The 15,974-nt window shown below is 58.8% G+C and carries 18 protein-coding genes; 10 read left to right on the top strand and 8 right to left on the bottom strand.

The features are described from left to right. Window positions 1–302 precede the first annotated feature (302 nt). From AFERRID_RS03320 to AFERRID_RS03330, 3 genes are all read left to right on the top strand, one after another. A complete protein-coding gene (locus AFERRID_RS03320; protein WP_113526018.1) occupies window positions 303–491 on the top strand; it encodes a hypothetical protein in 189 nt (62 codons plus the stop codon). 179 nt (window positions 492–670) lie between these two features. Continuing rightward, on the top strand, window positions 671–1,180 hold the full coding sequence (locus tag AFERRID_RS03325) for a hypothetical protein (RefSeq protein WP_113526017.1): 510 nt from the start codon (window positions 671–673) through the stop codon (window positions 1,178–1,180). A gap of 90 nt (window positions 1,181–1,270) precedes the next feature. Further along, window positions 1,271–1,714, top strand: a complete 444-nt coding sequence (locus AFERRID_RS03330) for a hypothetical protein (protein WP_113526016.1) — start codon at window positions 1,271–1,273, stop codon at window positions 1,712–1,714. A gap of 123 nt (window positions 1,715–1,837) precedes the next feature. Here AFERRID_RS03330 and AFERRID_RS03335 read toward each other — a convergent pair whose 3' ends face one another. Both AFERRID_RS03335 and AFERRID_RS03340 read right to left on the bottom strand, forming a co-directional pair. Continuing rightward, window positions 1,838–2,140: a superinfection immunity protein gene (locus tag AFERRID_RS03335; protein ID WP_225981835.1), complete on the bottom strand. Its 303-nt coding sequence runs from the start codon at window positions 2,138–2,140 to the stop codon at window positions 1,838–1,840. 33 nt (window positions 2,141–2,173) lie between these two features. After that, entirely contained in the window at window positions 2,174–2,488 is a 315-nt protein-coding gene (locus AFERRID_RS03340; protein ID WP_113526014.1) for a hypothetical protein, read from the bottom strand. A gap of 297 nt (window positions 2,489–2,785) precedes the next feature. Between AFERRID_RS03340 and AFERRID_RS03345 the strand changes: the two genes are divergently transcribed. Continuing rightward, complete coding sequence (locus tag AFERRID_RS03345; protein WP_225981836.1) at window positions 2,786–3,289, top strand: GNAT family N-acetyltransferase; 504 nt, start codon at window positions 2,786–2,788, stop codon at window positions 3,287–3,289. 27 nt (window positions 3,290–3,316) lie between these two features. On the opposite strand, the gene AFERRID_RS03350 is transcribed toward AFERRID_RS03345, so the two are convergent. Beyond that, the gene (locus tag AFERRID_RS03350; protein WP_113526013.1) at window positions 3,317–5,605 is read right to left on the bottom strand and encodes a tetratricopeptide repeat-containing sulfotransferase family protein; all 2,289 of its coding nucleotides are present in this window, start codon (window positions 5,603–5,605) and stop codon (window positions 3,317–3,319) included. Between the two features lie 98 nt (window positions 5,606–5,703). After that, window positions 5,704–6,105, bottom strand: coding sequence for a DUF2784 domain-containing protein (locus AFERRID_RS03355; RefSeq protein WP_113526012.1), 402 nt, complete (start codon window positions 6,103–6,105; stop codon window positions 5,704–5,706). A gap of 215 nt (window positions 6,106–6,320) precedes the next feature. Here AFERRID_RS03355 and AFERRID_RS03360 point away from each other — a divergent pair, with 215 nt between their 5' ends. The 3 genes from AFERRID_RS03360 to AFERRID_RS03370 are packed head-to-tail and all read left to right on the top strand — an operon-like array spanning window position 6,321 to window position 9,274. Then, window positions 6,321–8,318 (top strand): ribonucleoside triphosphate reductase, encoded by a 1,998-nt coding sequence (locus tag AFERRID_RS03360; RefSeq protein WP_225981837.1) that lies wholly within the window; start codon window positions 6,321–6,323, stop codon window positions 8,316–8,318. A 19-nt stretch (window positions 8,319–8,337) separates the two neighbouring features. Continuing rightward, window positions 8,338–8,544 carry an anaerobic ribonucleoside-triphosphate reductase gene (nrdD, locus tag AFERRID_RS03365; protein WP_113526010.1) on the top strand — a complete coding sequence of 69 codons (207 nt, stop codon included), beginning with the start codon at window positions 8,338–8,340 and terminating at the stop codon, window positions 8,542–8,544. Between the two features lie 7 nt (window positions 8,545–8,551). Beyond that, window positions 8,552–9,274, top strand: a complete 723-nt coding sequence (locus AFERRID_RS03370; RefSeq protein WP_126604354.1) for an anaerobic ribonucleoside-triphosphate reductase activating protein — start codon at window positions 8,552–8,554, stop codon at window positions 9,272–9,274. Window positions 9,275–9,281: 7 nt separating this feature from the next. On the opposite strand, the gene AFERRID_RS03375 is transcribed toward AFERRID_RS03370, so the two are convergent. Genes AFERRID_RS03375 through ubiT form a run of 4 tightly spaced genes read right to left on the bottom strand, consistent with a single transcriptional unit; the run spans window position 9,282 to window position 13,327 of the window. Beyond that, window positions 9,282–10,814: a lipoyl protein ligase domain-containing protein gene (locus tag AFERRID_RS03375; protein WP_113526008.1), complete on the bottom strand. Its 1,533-nt coding sequence runs from the start codon at window positions 10,812–10,814 to the stop codon at window positions 9,282–9,284. A 13-nt stretch (window positions 10,815–10,827) separates the two neighbouring features. Continuing rightward, on the bottom strand, window positions 10,828–11,715 hold the full coding sequence (locus AFERRID_RS03380) for a U32 family peptidase (RefSeq protein WP_113526007.1): 888 nt from the start codon (window positions 11,713–11,715) through the stop codon (window positions 10,828–10,830). Window positions 11,716–11,764: 49 nt separating this feature from the next. Further along, window positions 11,765–12,775: a ubiquinone anaerobic biosynthesis protein UbiU gene (gene ubiU, locus AFERRID_RS03385; RefSeq protein WP_113526006.1), complete on the bottom strand. Its 1,011-nt coding sequence runs from the start codon at window positions 12,773–12,775 to the stop codon at window positions 11,765–11,767. Window positions 12,776–12,805: 30 nt separating this feature from the next. Then, complete coding sequence (gene ubiT, locus AFERRID_RS03390) at window positions 12,806–13,327, bottom strand: ubiquinone anaerobic biosynthesis accessory factor UbiT (RefSeq protein ID WP_225981838.1); 522 nt, start codon at window positions 13,325–13,327, stop codon at window positions 12,806–12,808. Window positions 13,328–13,575: 248 nt separating this feature from the next. Here ubiT and AFERRID_RS03395 point away from each other — a divergent pair, with 248 nt between their 5' ends. The 3 genes from AFERRID_RS03395 to AFERRID_RS03405 all read left to right on the top strand — a co-directional run bounded on the left by AFERRID_RS03395 (window position 13,576) and on the right by AFERRID_RS03405 (window position 15,970). Continuing rightward, window positions 13,576–14,757: an NAD(P)H-dependent flavin oxidoreductase gene (locus AFERRID_RS03395; RefSeq protein ID WP_113526005.1), complete on the top strand. Its 1,182-nt coding sequence runs from the start codon at window positions 13,576–13,578 to the stop codon at window positions 14,755–14,757. Next, a complete protein-coding gene (locus AFERRID_RS03400; protein WP_126604355.1) occupies window positions 14,754–15,101 on the top strand; it encodes a hypothetical protein in 348 nt (115 codons plus the stop codon). Before AFERRID_RS03395 ends, AFERRID_RS03400 begins: the two co-directional genes overlap by 4 nt. Window positions 15,102–15,313: 212 nt before the next feature. Further along, the gene (locus AFERRID_RS03405) at window positions 15,314–15,970 is read left to right on the top strand and encodes a c-type cytochrome (protein WP_225981839.1); all 657 of its coding nucleotides are present in this window, start codon (window positions 15,314–15,316) and stop codon (window positions 15,968–15,970) included. The last annotated feature ends 4 nt before the right edge of the window (window positions 15,971–15,974 follow it).

Raw genomic sequence — 15,974 nt, forward strand, 5'->3', positions numbered from 1 at the left:
TATCTGGTCCAGAAACAGCGTGGAATATTTTGCGACGCCCGTTACACGCTGTTACAGACAACGAAACCAACCATACTAGCCTGCCGCAAGGCGCGGGGCCGGGAGTTGTGCCGGATGGCGGCCTCGGGAATCGCCCGAGGCCGCCATCCGGCCAAGCAGCCACGATATCCAACCTGCCTGAAAGCAGGCGGCAACATTGCGGTGATACCGCATTGCGTTTCCTGGGTGGACGACGCACCCAGAGCTACGCACGAGTCGTGCCACCCCGGAATCACCAGAATAGGCGCATACAAAACAAAGCGATGGGCATATCCAAAGATGCTGAAGGTTACCAACGCCGTATCCATCAACCCCAATGGGTAACCAACATTGACCCGTTGCCCGCCTTACCGCCGGGATATTCCGCCGGCGCGGGGGATGCGCTCCTCCGGGCGCGGGAAGAACTGCGTAACGCCATTTCCCGTGATGTCACCAAAGTCATCTTCATATAACAGATTATTCTCATGTACCAAACTTGGTCGCGACCCGCTTATCCGGACATTATCAACACGATAGAAAGGAATGATGAATCCCCAAAAAGAACTGGCATGCAATATGCTGCCCGCTGCTGTCCCTGCGCGGCAGGGGCGCGAGCAGGACACGTAACCTACTGACTATGGAGAAATGATCAATGTCAATTTTGAACCTTGGTAGCCTGTTGAGTGGTTTGTTGGGCGGCGGCAGCGCGGCGGCCTCCGGTACCGGCGGCCTGTTGTCCGGACTCCTGGGCGACGTGGGCGGAGCGGCTTCCAGCGTCAGCGGCATTCTGTCCGGCGTCGCCTCCACGGCGACCTCCACCCTGGGCGCGGTGGAAGGCGTGGCGGGCGGTCTGGTGAGCACCCTGGGCAGCGCCGTCAGCGGCGTCACCACCGATGCGGAAAGCCTCCTAAACAATGTGACGGCCAATGTGGGCAGCACCGTGGCCACCGCCACCTTTGCCGCCGGCGCGCTGATGGGCGGCACCGAAGGCCTGCTCAGCAACGTGGTGGGCAACGCCGGCAACGCCTTGGCGGCGGTCAGCTCCACGGTGCCCAGCCTGCTTTCCGGCACGGTGGGCGCCCTGGCACCGGTCACCGGCGCGGTCACCGGTCTGGCGGGCGGCAGCACCGGGCTGCTGAGTGGCCTGTTGGGCAGTCTGTAAGCAGGAAGACGGCACGGGGGGCCATGCCGGCCCCTCGTGCCGGGCCGTTTCCGGGTGTAAGCAAAGGAAAACCATCTCGAGGAGAATGACATGAGTGGATCAACAGGGATATTCGCCAATGTTCAGGGCACCGTCGGCGGCTTGCTGGCGGATCTGGTCAACACGGTGGGCAGCCTGCTGGGCGGGGTTACCGGCCAGGGCAACGGCGCGCAGGTCCAGGTAGACAACTTGGCTTCCGTCTCCATCAATACGCCGGGAGGCAGCGCCAGCATCGCCCAGGTGAGCGCCACCACGAGCAACGGCAGTGCCGGCGGGGCCCTGGCCGCGGACGTGCAGGGCCTGCTCGGCAGTCTCGCCGGCGGGGTGGTGAATGACCTCGGCAGCCTCCTGGGCGGACTGGGCGGCGGTCAGGGTTCGGGCTTCGCCCTGTCGCTGGGCGGTCTTATGTCCATCGGCATCAACCAGACACCGGCACAGGCATCCTTGCTGTCCCTCGGCATCAACACCTCGTCCACTGGCGCAGGCGGCCTGTAGACCCTCCGCGGGCGCTCACGGCCCGCAGAGACCACTTTCGGCAGACCAGTGGCGGCGCGCCGGTTGCCGTGATCGGCCCCCTTTTGCGCCCGTTGGGCCAGCAACCTTCGTTCCACCGCCTTCTCAGTGCCCCATCAGCACCAGCGCCATCGCCAGCAAGGCACCACTCACGGCAAGGGCGATCCTCCCCGGGCGCAACGACGGGTGTTCGTCTCCGCAAACGTAGTTCTGCGCCGATTTCCCGACAAATATCATGGGGCTGGACCAGCGTGCCTGTTTCCAGACCTGCCACCAGAACACTCCCGTCCATCCCAGCAATCCATTTAGTAACAGAAGCCTGCGCCAATACGCATGACGGCAGCCGTTTTTCCAGGCGCGGACGGACGGGAGGAAATACATCAGGGTGACCACGCAGATGAATGCCATGGGAATACCCCGGTACATGCGCCCGCCTTGCGCTTATGAGAGAGCGCCGAGCGTGGAACGTGGCCATTCCGGGAACGGGATGCCGGGCCGGGCGGCCTCTGGTCCGGTGAGATCCTGTGCCAGCTTGCTCAAGCGCGCTTCCAGAAAAATCAGCGAGAATATCCACTCGTCCAGTTCGGCGGGTTCGCCGCTGGCCTGATGAAAGCGCAACTCCGCGGCCAGATGCCCCAGCTCCCTCTGTACCAGACGAAGCTCCTTGAGCAGGGGCGGTGAATCCGGCGCGGCGCCGACTGGCGCGGCACTCCGGCGATTCGAGCTTTCTGCCAACTGGTCCGGCGCTGTATGCACGACGATGCTCTCCCGAATGTACGCGATACGCTGTACCGGCCATATGCAATTTTTGCGCTAAACCGGGCGGGTGGCCAACTGCCGGTATTTACTGGATTACCCGCGGGTCCGATTTTCGCAACGGGGAAAAGGATGTTACGGAACGCAACAAAACGTTACCGCATGGCATTGATATACTGAGGTTCCCTGCAGTTCACCGGGTTTGACAGATCGCCCAGCCTGCCCCAGAGTAACCGCCGCTTACGGAACCGTCCGGGCGTTCGTCGGCCCCCTTGGGGAGGACGGTGCAAGGATCTTTTGAACAGACCATGGGGGTATTGGATCGTGCCGGCAATCCGTCCTGCAGAAGCAAACTATGTGAACATGCCGCCCGCGTACCGCCCCCGATTCTTTGCGGGGCTGGTGGCCTACCAGACGACGCAGTTGCAGCAGGCGATGGGATATTCCCAGGATGTGGCGCACGATCTGGCTTACCGTCAAATTCAGGGCATCCAGCAGGACGACGCGGGCCTGCCCCACCGCCATCTGGTCGCGGCGAAGTGGAAAAAGAACATCATCGGCGGCGCGTGGTATGTGGCGGTGCCCGAGCGGGCATCCTCCCTGCTGTGGATCATGATCGAGGACGCGCACCAGGGGCAGGGCCACGGCCGCAGACTGCTGGCGCACGTGGCGGAGCAGGCGCGGGCGGCGGGGGCCACCGGCCTAGTGCTGCACGTATTCACCGCGAACACCGTGGCCGTCACCCTGTACCAGAAGCTGGGGTTTTCCGACATCGGGAAGGAAATGTTCCTCCCCTGGTGAGAAAGGCCGGGCTTGCAAATCCGGCTTTCAGTCCCCCTGCCCGAGCGCGATCAGCAGCGGCGCGAGCTGCTCTGCGTACGCTTCCCATTTGCCGATAGCCGAACGGTAGATGGGCTCCTTGACCTGCAGGCGGCTGGCCGTCTGCAGCGTCCGGGTGTTTTCGGCAAAATCCAGGCAGCGCGGGTCGTATTCCAACTGCATGAATCGCAATATTTCCCGGATGCCGCTTTCGGGGTCGGCAACGAGGTCTTCATAGCCTACGGTAAGGACGTCCTCGGCCATGCGGGATTGCCATTGCACGAGGGTTTTCCGGTGCGCGCCATAGTATTTCCCCAGGCTGTCGAGGTCGTGGCTGTAGGCATGGTCCCCGATCATGTGCTGCTGAAACAGGGAAAGGCAGTTGTCGCGCGCATCGCGTTGGCAGTAAACGATTTTTGCTTCCGGGAACAGGAGTTTTGCGCTGCCCAGAAACAGAAAGTTGCTGGGCAGCTTGTCGATAAAATATCGGCCTCCGGTCCATCGGTGCCGGATCCGGTCCAGGTACCATTGGCGGATTGCGCCGATCTGATCCGCCAGGTTTTCGGAATCGAGGGGCAGGCTCCGCAGCTTGGCGGCGGCCTGGGGAAGATGCCGGAGTTCCCCAAGGCCGTCGATGTCGGCGTGCATGTCCAGCATCTGATGCAGCAGGCTGGTTCCGGACCGGGGCATGCCGACGATGAACAGGGGGACCGGACTGTCGGGCGTCGCCACCGCCACGTTGCCCTTCCAGCGATCATACCGGTCCAGGTCGTTCCGCAGGGTATCGGCCATGGCCTGGGAATCGAAGGACTCGATCTTTTGCAGCAGCCGATGTCCCTGACGGTAACAGGCGAAGGCCTGGGCGTATTGGCGTTGGCTGTGGTGGTGGTTTCCGGCGATGAACCAGGCGTTGACGGCGCAATTTTCCCGATCTTCGCCGCTTTCCCAGGACAACAGCGGTTCTATCAGCGCGAAAGATTCCGCGTGATTTTTCTGCCGTTGGAGTATCTCGGCGAGGGCGACCCGCACCCGAAGGTCGCTGGGCGCCAGATTCCCGGCCTTCCGCAGAGTCGTTTCGGCAGCCTCGACCTCGCCCAGTTTCTCCAGGCAGACCGCCAGGTTGACCAGCGCCGCGCTGTTGTCCGGCTGTTTTTCGAGCAGCTTGCGGATCATGCCCTCCGCCGTCCGGCATTCTCCCAGGTGGATCAGGGCCACGCTCAGATGAAACTGCGCCTCCGCAGACTCCGGCAGAAGTTCCAGCGCTCTGTGGAAGGTCTCCACCGCTTCATCCACATACTTCAACTGAAACAGTGTCCGCCCTGACAAGACGAGGGCATCGACATGGTCAGGTTTCAGGTTCAGCGTTGTCAGCAGCACTTCCAGGGTTTCGGGATAACGACCCTGCTGGAACAGCAGGGTACCCAGAGGATAGTGGAGAGCGTGGCTCTGGGGATGGTCGGCGATGGCGGAGCGAATGTACGCTTCGGCTTCCCGTTCGCGTCGCTGTGCGACGAGGTTCCGGAAAATATAATGTCCGACGTCCGCATGCGCGGAATAGGTATCGGCGGTTCTTCTGAATATTTCTTCCGCTTCGGTCAACCGGCCCTGTTCCTGCATGGCGATTCCCAGACCGATCAGCAGCGACGGATTTTCGCCGTACAGATGAATCCGCCGTCGGAACAGGGCTTCGGCGCCGCCATGGTCGCCGCTGGCCAACGCGAGCATATTCCGGTGATGCAGGGCGACGGCGTGGTTGGGATCCATATCCAGCGCCTTGTCCAATAACACCCGCGCGTCTTCCTGCCGGCCTTGCTGCGCCAGGGTGACGCCCAACTGGACGAGGCAATCCAGACATTCCGGGCAGTGCGCCAGTGCCGCGCGAAAGGCGCGTTCCGCTTCCGGGATACGCTGGCCGGCGAGGAGCAGGAGTCCGTAATTATATAATGCGGGCACGAAATCGGGCTTGGACGCGATGGCGGCGAGGTAAAGCTCTTCGGCGGCCACCGGTTTGTTCTGATGAAACAATATGAGGGCGAGATTACTGAGGGTATCCGTGTGGTGACCATCCACGGCAAGCGCCGCCCTGAATGCGCGTTCGGCCAGGTCCAGTTTGCCACTTCCGGCCGTGGTCTGCCCTATCGTGGTGAGGAGGTTTATTTTTTCCGCCGCAGGAATGGCCGTCGCCTGTTCGATCAGCGTGATCGCGGCGTCGTATTTTTGTTGGGAATAGTGGTTTTTAATGGCTTCCAGGGCGATAGGAGCGGCGTCTTTTCCCGAGGGATCGCGTTTTTTGAACATCTTACATTCCTGTCCTGGCAGTCGTTGGCGTCTGATGCGAATGGGGCATCATACCTTATCCGGCACAGGAGGCGTCAGATTCATTCCGGGCCCGTTCTTTACGGCCTGCGCCAGGGCAGAACGGGCGGCACCTTCCACCATAGCAGCAGCACGCCGATCCAGATCAGGACATAGATCGAGGTGAAAAAGGACATGGGCAGGCGCCAGAACAGCAGATGATCGACCCAGGTCTGGATCAGGGGCAGACGGTAGCCCTGCCGCCCTGCCGCTTCCTGCAGTTCGCTCTGCCAGATGGTCAGAAAGCAGGCCCTGCCCAGCAACGCCTGTACCGCCACCACCAGGAGCGCCGCGAGGTGGAGGGCCCGCCACCAGAAGATGCGCACCCACCGCCAACCCCGCCAGGCACCCAGCGGGATGGCGATCAGGCCAAAGACGTTGAAGGCGATGATCAGGATATGAACCACCAGAATCACCTGAGCCAGCCAGAGTTCATTTTGCATGTCCGGTCTCCGTTGCGGAACCATTGTACACCCCGACTGGCGGTGACCTGCCAGTACGGGCTGACCCTGCCGACCCTGGGGATGATCTCAGTTCCACTTTGCTGTTGACGAACCCAATATATGTGCTAAATTATCTATTGAGATGTCTATATATTGTGGTCTACCGTCCCGAGACGCGACAGCGTCGGTTCGGTGCCGGTCGGGAGAAGATGGCGATGAACGATCTTTCGATGTTGAAGCGAAACGGCGCAAGGGTGCCTTTTGATCCAGGTCGGATCTGCTCGGCTATCACCCGGGCGGGACGTGCGAGCGGCGAATTTGACGACGGCGTTGCGGAAAGAATCACCGACGTGGTTCTGGGCGCCCTGGCACCTGATGCAGCCCATCGCGAACCCACGATTGAGCAGATTCAGGATCTGGTCGAACTGGCGCTGATGGACGAGGGCTTTTATCGCACCGCTCGCGCCTATATTGCCTACCGCGAACAGCACCAGCGATTGCGCGGGGATCGCCAGGCGATGATAGACGCCATCACTTCCGTCAATGAATACCTGGATCGGGAGGATTGGCGGGTCAACGCCAATGCCAACCAGGGTTATTCCCTCGGCGGCCTGATCCTGAACATTGCCGGAAAAGTCACCGCGAATTACTGGCTGAGCCATGTCTATCCCGAAAAAATCGGTGCCGCCCACCGCGAGGCGGACCTGCATATCCACGATCTCGACATGTTGGCCGGTTATTGCGCCGGATGGTCCCTCCGCACCCTTTTGCAGGAGGGGTTCAACGGCGTACCGGGGAAGGTAGAGGCGGCACCGCCGCGTCACCTGTCGAGCGCCGTCGGGCAGATGGTCAACTTCCTCGGCACCCTGCAGAACGAATGGGCAGGCGCACAGGCCTTCAGTTCCTTTGATACCTATCTGGCGCCGTTCGTCCGCAAAGATGGCTTGTCCTACCGGGAGATACGCCAAAACATCCAGGAATTCATCTATAACCTGAACGTCCCTTCGCGCTGGGGTGGCCAGACGCCGTTCACGAATGTCACCTTCGATTGGGTTTGCCCCGACGATCTGAAGGAACAGGTTCCCGTGATCGGCGGAGAGGAGATGCCTTTCCGCTATGGCGATCTGCAGGCAGAAATGGAACTGATCAATCAGGCTTATATCGAGGTGATGAGCGAAGGCGACGCCAGGGGACGGGTTTTTACTTTTCCTATACCCACCTACAACATAACGCCTGATTTTCCGTGGGATTCGGCGAATGCCGAAAGACTGTTCGCCATGACGGCCAAATACGGCCTACCCTACTTTCAGAATTTTATCAATTCCGAACTGCAGCCCAACATGGTGCGCTCCATGTGTTGTCGCCTGCAACTCGACCTGCGTGAACTGCTCAAACGCGGAAATGGTCTTTTCGGGTCCTCGGAACAGACCGGTTCCATCGGCGTGGTGACCATCAATTGTGCCAGACTGGGCTATCTCCATAAAAACGATTCGGAAGGTCTTTTCCGTCGCCTGGACGCGCTCACGGAAATGGCAAAAGAAAGTCTGGAGATCAAACGCAAAATCATCCAGAGACAAATGGACACCGGCCTTTTCCCGTACTCCAAGCGTTATCTGGGTACCTTACGCAATCATTTCTCCACCATTGGCGTGAACGGTATCCATGAAATGATCCGCAACTTCACCGATGATCGCGAAAACATCACCACCCCTGCCGGATATGCCCTCGCCATTCGTTTTCTCGACCATGTCAGAGAACGCATGGTGGCTTTTCAGGAAGAAACCGGACACATGTATAACCTCGAGGCGACCCCTGCGGAAGGCACCACCTATCGTTTCGCCAAAGAGGATCGGAAGCGCTTTCCCGATATCTTACAGGCAGGTCTCCCGGATAAGCCGTACTACACCAACTCCTCACAATTGCCCGTAGGCTTTACGGACGACCCTTTTGAGGCCATGGAACGCCAGGAGGCGTTACAGGCGAAATACACCGGCGGAACCGTTCTTCACCTGTATATGGGGGATCGCGTCTCCAGCACGGAAGCCTGCAAGCGCCTGGTGCGCCGCGCACTGGAACGTTTTCGCCTGCCCTACATTACGGTTACGCCCACGTTTTCCATCTGCCCGGTGCATGGATATCTATCGGGGGAACATCCGTTCTGTCCGATCTGTGATGAAGAACGACTTGCTGAAAAACGGCGGCATTCCGCCTGAACCGAGAAAGGAGAATATCATGTATCCTGAAATAATGAACCAAAATCCTCTTGAAATAAAACTGGCGGATGACGAAAGGCAACCCTGCGAGGTTTGGACGCGGGTCATGGGTTACCACCGACCGACTTCTTCTTTCAATATCGGCAAGCAAAGCGAGCATTCCGAGCGCAAATACTTTGTGGAGACCGGGACGCCGGATACGGGCGTGTCGCGGCCGGTGCATTGACGCGGCGATGAGCGAAGCAGCCAGCACGGTGGATATCGGGTTACAACCCCTACCCCCATTGGGCGGTTTCGCGCGGTTCAGTACGGTGGATTATCCCGGACATTTATGCGCCGTGATATACACGCAGGGCTGCCCATGCCGCTGCCGCTACTGCCATAATCCGCATCTGCAGCAGGGGCGCGGCCAGTCCGGCATATCATGGCCGGCCATCATGGCCTGGCTGGCCACCCGAGCGGGATTACTGGATGCGGTGGCGTTTTGTGGTGGCGAACCCACCGCTCATAAATCGTTACGGGCGGCGCTTCAGCAGGTGCGGGAACTGGGATTTGGCACCGCCCTGCACACATCCGGAATCTATCCCTACCAATTTTCGCAAATGTTGCCCTATATCGATTGGGTAGGCTTTGACATCAAGGCGCCCCCCGCCCGTTATGCCGCCGTCACCGGCGTGCCGGGAAGCGGCGCCCGGGTGCAGGACTCCGTAGAATGGTTGTTATCCGGCAAGGTGGCTTATGAAATCAGAACCACGGTACACCCGGCCATACTCGATACCGCGGACCTGATCGCGATAGCGCGCTGGCTGAAGCTTCTGGGAGTTTCCCGCTGGGTACTGCAATCTTTCAACCCGGCAGGATGCGTGAATGGGGATCTGGTCACTAGCTACGCGCCGATCGACCATGAACTGCTCGATGAGTTGCGTGGATACGTGCCCGATATCTCGGTGAGATAGTCCAAGGCTAATGACAGGCGTTGCTCTGATGCGCGATATGGATCACCTTTGTCGCCACTTCCAGATCTATTGCGGATTCGGCCACGAATTTACCAGAATATGCCGCCTGCTCCTGCAGGAGCTCATAACAGTTGGCACCCGCTATATCCAACAACAATGCCGGAATACCTGCCGCCCTGAACGCGTCTTCATGCTTGATATAAAAATTATTGCAGCACATTCCGATATAGCATCGGGCATCTTGCACCTTGAGCGTTTTCAGTGTCCGTTCCAGATGCTCAAAGTTTTTTACGGTGGTGACCTTTAATCCCTGCCTTCCGGCCAGGTCGTATATTTCACCGACGTCACATTTTCCGCAGCGGGAGCATCCATCCCTATGCCGCCATTTGCACCATGCCGGCTTGGCACAGTATGGCACCAGCACCGCCTCCGCCTGCGCGGCGATTTCCATGGCGTCCATATCTCCGTCAGGATCATGGACCATGAACGAATTGGCTGCAGACGCAGTTATGGCAAGTTGCTGCGCTATCCGGCTGCGCTCGAACAGTCTGTGAAATAATTGTAGGACCTGTCCGGGGGTAAATCCGGACATCTCCCACCGTAGATCATAAAGGAGGCTTTCCATGCGCTGTGATATTTCACCTTCCGACGCGCCGTACCATACAGACTGAATTTTTTTAAAGAGGTGGTGTGGCATGACGTAGACATTGCCAGCGATTTTTGCGGAAGATATCCTGAGTTCGTCGTCCAGAGTGATGCTGCCGTGGAGAACGCCACCGGATGTCGCCAGAAAGCCGCTATAGGTGCGGCCGTGGTCTGGTTCAGGAAATTGCTCCTGAGCGCCGCGCGGGCTGTGGGATACGCTGTCTATCCACGGCGTAGGTACGAGGGTTTCCAGGTTGCACATTTGTGCCATGAACCGCGCCAGGGATTCCTTTAGATTGTCCAGATCCGCTGCGCTCCGGTTTTGTAGCGTAGTGAAGTGGAGACCGGCGGCATGTATGCCGTCCACTGTCAGCTTCTCTTTGGGCACGCGCAACGCGCGAAGCATCGTACTGATGTCCAAGGATCTGTATAGCGTGCCATTCGCGACGATGACATCATCCTGCATTCCGACGTAGACGCTGCCCAGCTTCCGGTTGTTTGCGTAGATATCGTTTGGTTTATGGAAATAGACATTTTCGTATCCGCTATTGCTCAGGCCGTTGCAAACCGCCATACAAAGCCTTTCCAACCATTGTGCCATACTGAACTCCTGCGCCTGTATGGTCAGGCTCCAGGCAACCTGGTCAGGATACAGATATGCCGTTCCGCCCCCTGTTATGCGGCGGATAACCGGTATGGACCTGGCCCGACAATAAGCCATTCGCACGGCAAAGTCCTGGTCCTCGAAGGCGCCCAGGGCCACCGCGTGGCGATTTTCATAAAAACGCAATAATGGTAGCGATTCCATGCGCGTAACGATCATCTGATGCGAGTCGAGAATGATATTATCTGCGGCATCACGAAGCCCGCTATCTCCCCATAACAGCTTATCCATAACACCTCCTTCCTCAATGTCCCGGCACAGGACCGACAGGACTGAACTGCATGCCGGGTTTGCCGTACCAATAGCCGTTACAGGCTGGCGAGCCATATTCAACCGGGGGGCTGATTTCTCCATTCAACACGGCATGGAATGCCCGTATGACGGACTCCGTGTCGGCAAGTTGCGGGGATATGCGGACGATATCTATGCCCATTTCCGACATGGCCACCGTCTCATTCAAGAGGTTGCACGGAATACCGGACTGCAGCTGAATGCCGTTGATGGTAAACAGGCGTTCCTGCTCCTGGGTGAACAGCGCCCGCCCCTCCGGATCACTGATGCAGCGCAGTTCACAGGCATCCTTACCGACGTTATCCGCGCGGGCGGTGAAACAGCGGGCTGAAAATGACAGCGGCAGATAACCGTAGGCAAACACCTCGGTTTCCAAGGTCTCAGGCCGCGTGTCTTGTAACATGGCAATGGTCGTGGCCGACAACTCCACCGGAGGAACCCATCGCCTGGCTCCCAGATCGGCCAGGAGCGACAATGTTTCGGCGTTATAACCATTGATATGGGGTCCGATGACGAAGGGACCCCGCCCCGCCAGCAGATGGACCGCCGCCATGTCGTTGGCTTCCACTAGGTAATGGACGTTCGCACAAATCCTTTCCAATTGCAGAAGGTCTGAATGGGCTTCCAGAAGGGCCAGTGTGGACAGCACGACCTCCTTGCCCGCGTCGGTCAGACGCGCCGCGATGTCGAGCCAGTCGGCGCTGCGCAGGGCGCGTCGTTTGGCGCACACGGTCTCACCCAGATAGACGATGTCCACCGGCCAGTGTTCCGCGCGCCGGTAAAACTGCTCTATGTTTTCCTTGGACCAGTAATAGTGGATCGGGCCTAGCGAGATCTTCATTCTCCACATCTCCTTATTGAAGGGCGCTGTCTTGTTGGGTAAAAATCCATCAATGCCAGGGCCGGTGATAGGCCCCGAGCGTATGCGTCTGCCCTTCGGAAAGACGATCAAGCACCGCGGTCCAGTGGTTTCTGACCAGATATCGTGCCGGATCGGCGGCGCAGGTATCTATGGCTTCGCGCAGAACGCGGGCGACGGACGCCACGTAGGCCGGACTTCGCTGGCGGCCTTCCACCTTGATGGCGGCTATGCCGTGGTGCAATAAATCCGGCAATATATCCAGAATATTCAGGCTGGTAGGCTCTTCTATGGCGTAATAGGCCTGGGCGTCCGTGTAGTAACGCCCCTTGCACAAAGTGGGGTAACCGGCCGCCTCGTTCAGGCCGTGACGGTCGATCAATACGCCGTTGAGGCGAGACTCGCGACCCAGGGCGGTCTCCTCCCAGCGTACAGACTCGGCTGGCGAACAAACGCCACTGGCATTCGGGGAGCGTCCCGTAATGTACGATGACAAGGCGCAACGGCCTTCCACCATGACGCACAGACTTCCATAGCCGAATACTTCGATCTCCACCGGGCTGTTGGCTATGGTGTGCCAAAGCTGTTGCAAGGACAGGACCCTGGGCAGAACGGCGCGCTGAATGCCAAATCGCTGGTGGTAGAACTCCAGGGCCTTGTACGTGGTGGCGGATGCCTGCACGGAAAGATGCAAACGGAGATCGGGGTGGTGGGTTGCGGTATAACGCAACAGTCCCGGGTCCGCCATGATCACGGCGTCTATCCCCAGTTCCGCGGCGCGATTCACCGCAGTGGTCCAGACCGCCCAGTTATGTGCCTGTGGGTAGGTATTGATGGCGAGAAGCACCTTTTTGCCGGCGCGATGCGCGTATTCCAAGCCGCGCGCGGCCTCTTCCGGACCGAAGTTCAACCCCGGAAAATTGCGGGCGTTGGTATCGTCGCGAAAGCCGATATATATGGCGTCTGCACCATTATCGACCGCAGCTTTCAGGGCAGGCAGTCCGCCAGCGGGGCAGACCAATTCGGGTTTGCGGTGGTTCATGTGAAATCCTTTCCGGTGTCGGGCCGATAGTCAGGGTTGCAGCGCACGGTCCAGCATGTCGTGCAGGTGTCTGTCGGCATGGGTCTTGCGGATGGCGTGGTCGATGGCCTGTCTGATTCGGGGGCCGAGCGGGGCAGGCAGGTAGCCGACCGGAGCCAGCCAGTCCAGGTCTATGGAATCCAGAATATTCTTGAGTTGGAGTCCAACGGAGGTTTCTCCTTCCAGGACCAGACGGCGCGCGAAGAACAGGGTATCCGGATCTTCGAGACGTAGCGCGAGGCGGCAAAGATCTTTCGCATTTCCGGCGATGCGCAAATCGACCGGACCGGCACGGGTCGGGGCGATTCTTCCTTGCCTTATCACCAAATGTAGTGATTTCCCAAGGTCGGACACCTCGACCACGATACGCCGCCCTTCTATCGGCAAGAAATCCGCTGGATACCTCGCCAGAACCCGGTTAGCCAAGCCCATGAAAATGGTCATGATTACCGGGTCCATAAGAATAGTTGTTGCGGCGATAAATGGACGTGTTAGGGTGCGTCCGTGTTCCATGAAGGTTTTCATCATAATGTTTTGGGGGGAAACCAAGCATTATTGCCAGGGGGGAATAGCGCTGCGAGCGTAAGACTGCCCTCCCCTTCCCCATTTCTCCTTTATCGGTTGCTGCGCGCTATCGGTAGCTTAATTGCGCTGTTGACATTCGTGCAAGAAAGCGGTACAAAAGCATCGTACCAAACAATAAACAGATGTGGAAGTATTTTGTAACATGGTCGCTCACGGGCGCAGATGAGGTGGTTGAGATGGACTTGCCATACCTGAAGATCAAAGGACGGTCCCTACTCCCGGTGATACAGGGGGGTATGGGTATTGGCGTTTCTGCACACAGCCTGGCTGGGGCGGTGGCGGCGGAAGGGGCGGTCGGAACGATTGCCAGCGTCGAGTTGCGGCGTTTGCACGAGGACCTGATGCAACACCTGCGACGCCTGAGAGACCCTGCAGCCTCGGCCCAGGCGAACCTGATCGCACTGGATCGGGAGATTCAGGAAGCGCGGCGAATTGCCGGCAAAGAGGGGTTCATCGCCGTCAATGTCATGCATGCCATTTCCGGCTATCGGGAGCACGTGCTTCAAGCCATCAGGAGTGGGGTGAACGCGGTGATCGTGGGCGCGGGCCTGCCCCTGGACCTGCCCACGCTGGCGGCGGAATTTCCCAACGTCGCACTGATCCCGATCCTTTCGGAAGAGCGCGGCGTGCAGGTGGTGCTGCGCCGCTGGATGCGCCAAAAGCGCCTTCCGGACGCCATCGTCATCGAGAACCCGCAGTTCGCGGGCGGGCATCTGGGCGCCACCCGTCTGGAGGACGTTTCAGATTCCCGGTATGGTTTTGCCCATGTTTTGCCCGCGATTCGCAAACTGTTTGAAGAATTGGGCCTGAAGGCCGACCAGATTCCGCTCATCGCCGCCGGAGGGATCTCTTCCTTTCAGAAAATGCGGGAGATATTTTCTCTCGGCGGCAGCGGCGCCCAGTTGGGCACCCCCTTCGCCGTAACCACCGAAGGTGACGCACACATCAACTTCAAACGTGTCCTGGCGGACGCGATGCCTAAAGATCTCGTGACATTCATGAGTTCGGCGGGTTTACCCGCGCGCGCGGTGCTTACCCCCTGGTTGCGCCGCTACCTGGGACGCGAGCGGAGGCTGCGCGCCTGCGCGAGTCCCGATCACTCGCAGTGCCCCAGCCAGACGGAGTGCCTGGTTCATTGTGGTTTCAAGGATGGTCATTCCTCTTCCGGGCAATTCTGCATCGAGGCGCAGCTCGCTGCCGCGCAACGCGGTGACGTAGAGCATGGGCTGTTTTTTCGCGGCGCCGGACAGTTACCCTTCGGGCAACAGATCAAAAGCGTTCGGGAGCTTTTTGCCACGCTGCTGGGTGAAACTGCGCAGACCTCCGTGGATGAGTGCATATCCAGGGTGGCTGTATGACCCCACCCTTCCGGCAAAAACAGGTCGGCGCCACCGGTGCGGTTTTTTTGGGCAATGTCCATCAGTTAATCACCAGGTTGGTGCATGCTAACACGCTAAAAAATAGCCACCCAACGTCTGGAGCCGTTTCTATGTCGATGATTCATCTTTTAACGGCGCGGGGCAGATGGAAAAACCCTTGCGTTTCAGCGTTGCACCATAATAATTCATGCACCGTGTTGCGTGCCGGGTTAATCAGCAATCCGTTGCAGGATACCGACGCCGTTGCGCATTTGAAAAATCATTTGTTGCGTCATGGCGTTATGGTCCCACAAAGCGCGACTATGGGCCCACAAGGAATATGAATGGCGCACTGGCAAACATCATCTATATAATGTTCTTAGAGAGGTCCTTCCTGTGAATATGTAATCAGGGTTTTTGTTTATAACCGGCCCATAACTATCAACAAGCGGTAAAAGGAGATTGATAGTTGCCAGCCCTAACAACCAAGGTGCCACATATGCTACAAAAAAAACCGCTTTTATCCGTTATCCCACTATTCTCTATGGCAATGGTCATGGCTTCGGCGGCCTATGGCTCCCCTCTCGCCAAGACGGTCTCCGGCGCCCCCACAGCGGCTACGGCCAGCGCTGTCAGTAGTGTTACCGCGACGACGGCGTCCGTCACCGCAAGCGGTATCCCCACGGTGGTGCAGTCCACCTGCATGGCCTGTCATGGCATGCAGGGCATAGCGGCTGACGGGGGCATGTTCCCGAACCTGGCGGGGCAATGGAAGCCCTACCTTTTGCGTCAGCTCGATCATTTCAAAACTCATGTCCGCGCGGACCCGCAATCACCCATCATGTGGGGAATGGCGGCTCCGCTGACGGCCGCGCAGATGCAGCAGGTCGCCGACTACTTCTCCTCTCAGAAACCCGCGTCTGGACACGTTTACGATCCCAAGCTTGTGGCCGAAGGGAAAAAACTGTACTTCGGTGGTCTGCCCGACAAGCACATGCCGGCCTGCATGGCCTGCCATGGCGCCACGCTGGCCGGGCTGCCCCCTTATTTCCCCAGACTGGCCGGGCAAAAACGCACCTATGTGATCAATCAACTCACCTATTTCAAATCCGGGCAGCGGGTCGCCACCCACAAGGGCATCATGCAATACGTGGCCTCCAGACTGAACCCGAAGCAAATCACGGCACTGGCCGCTTACATACGGTCCCGGTGAGCGC

It is taken from the genome of Acidithiobacillus ferridurans, assembly GCF_003966655.1.
GTDB classification, from domain to species: domain Bacteria; phylum Pseudomonadota; class Gammaproteobacteria; order Acidithiobacillales; family Acidithiobacillaceae; genus Acidithiobacillus; species Acidithiobacillus ferridurans.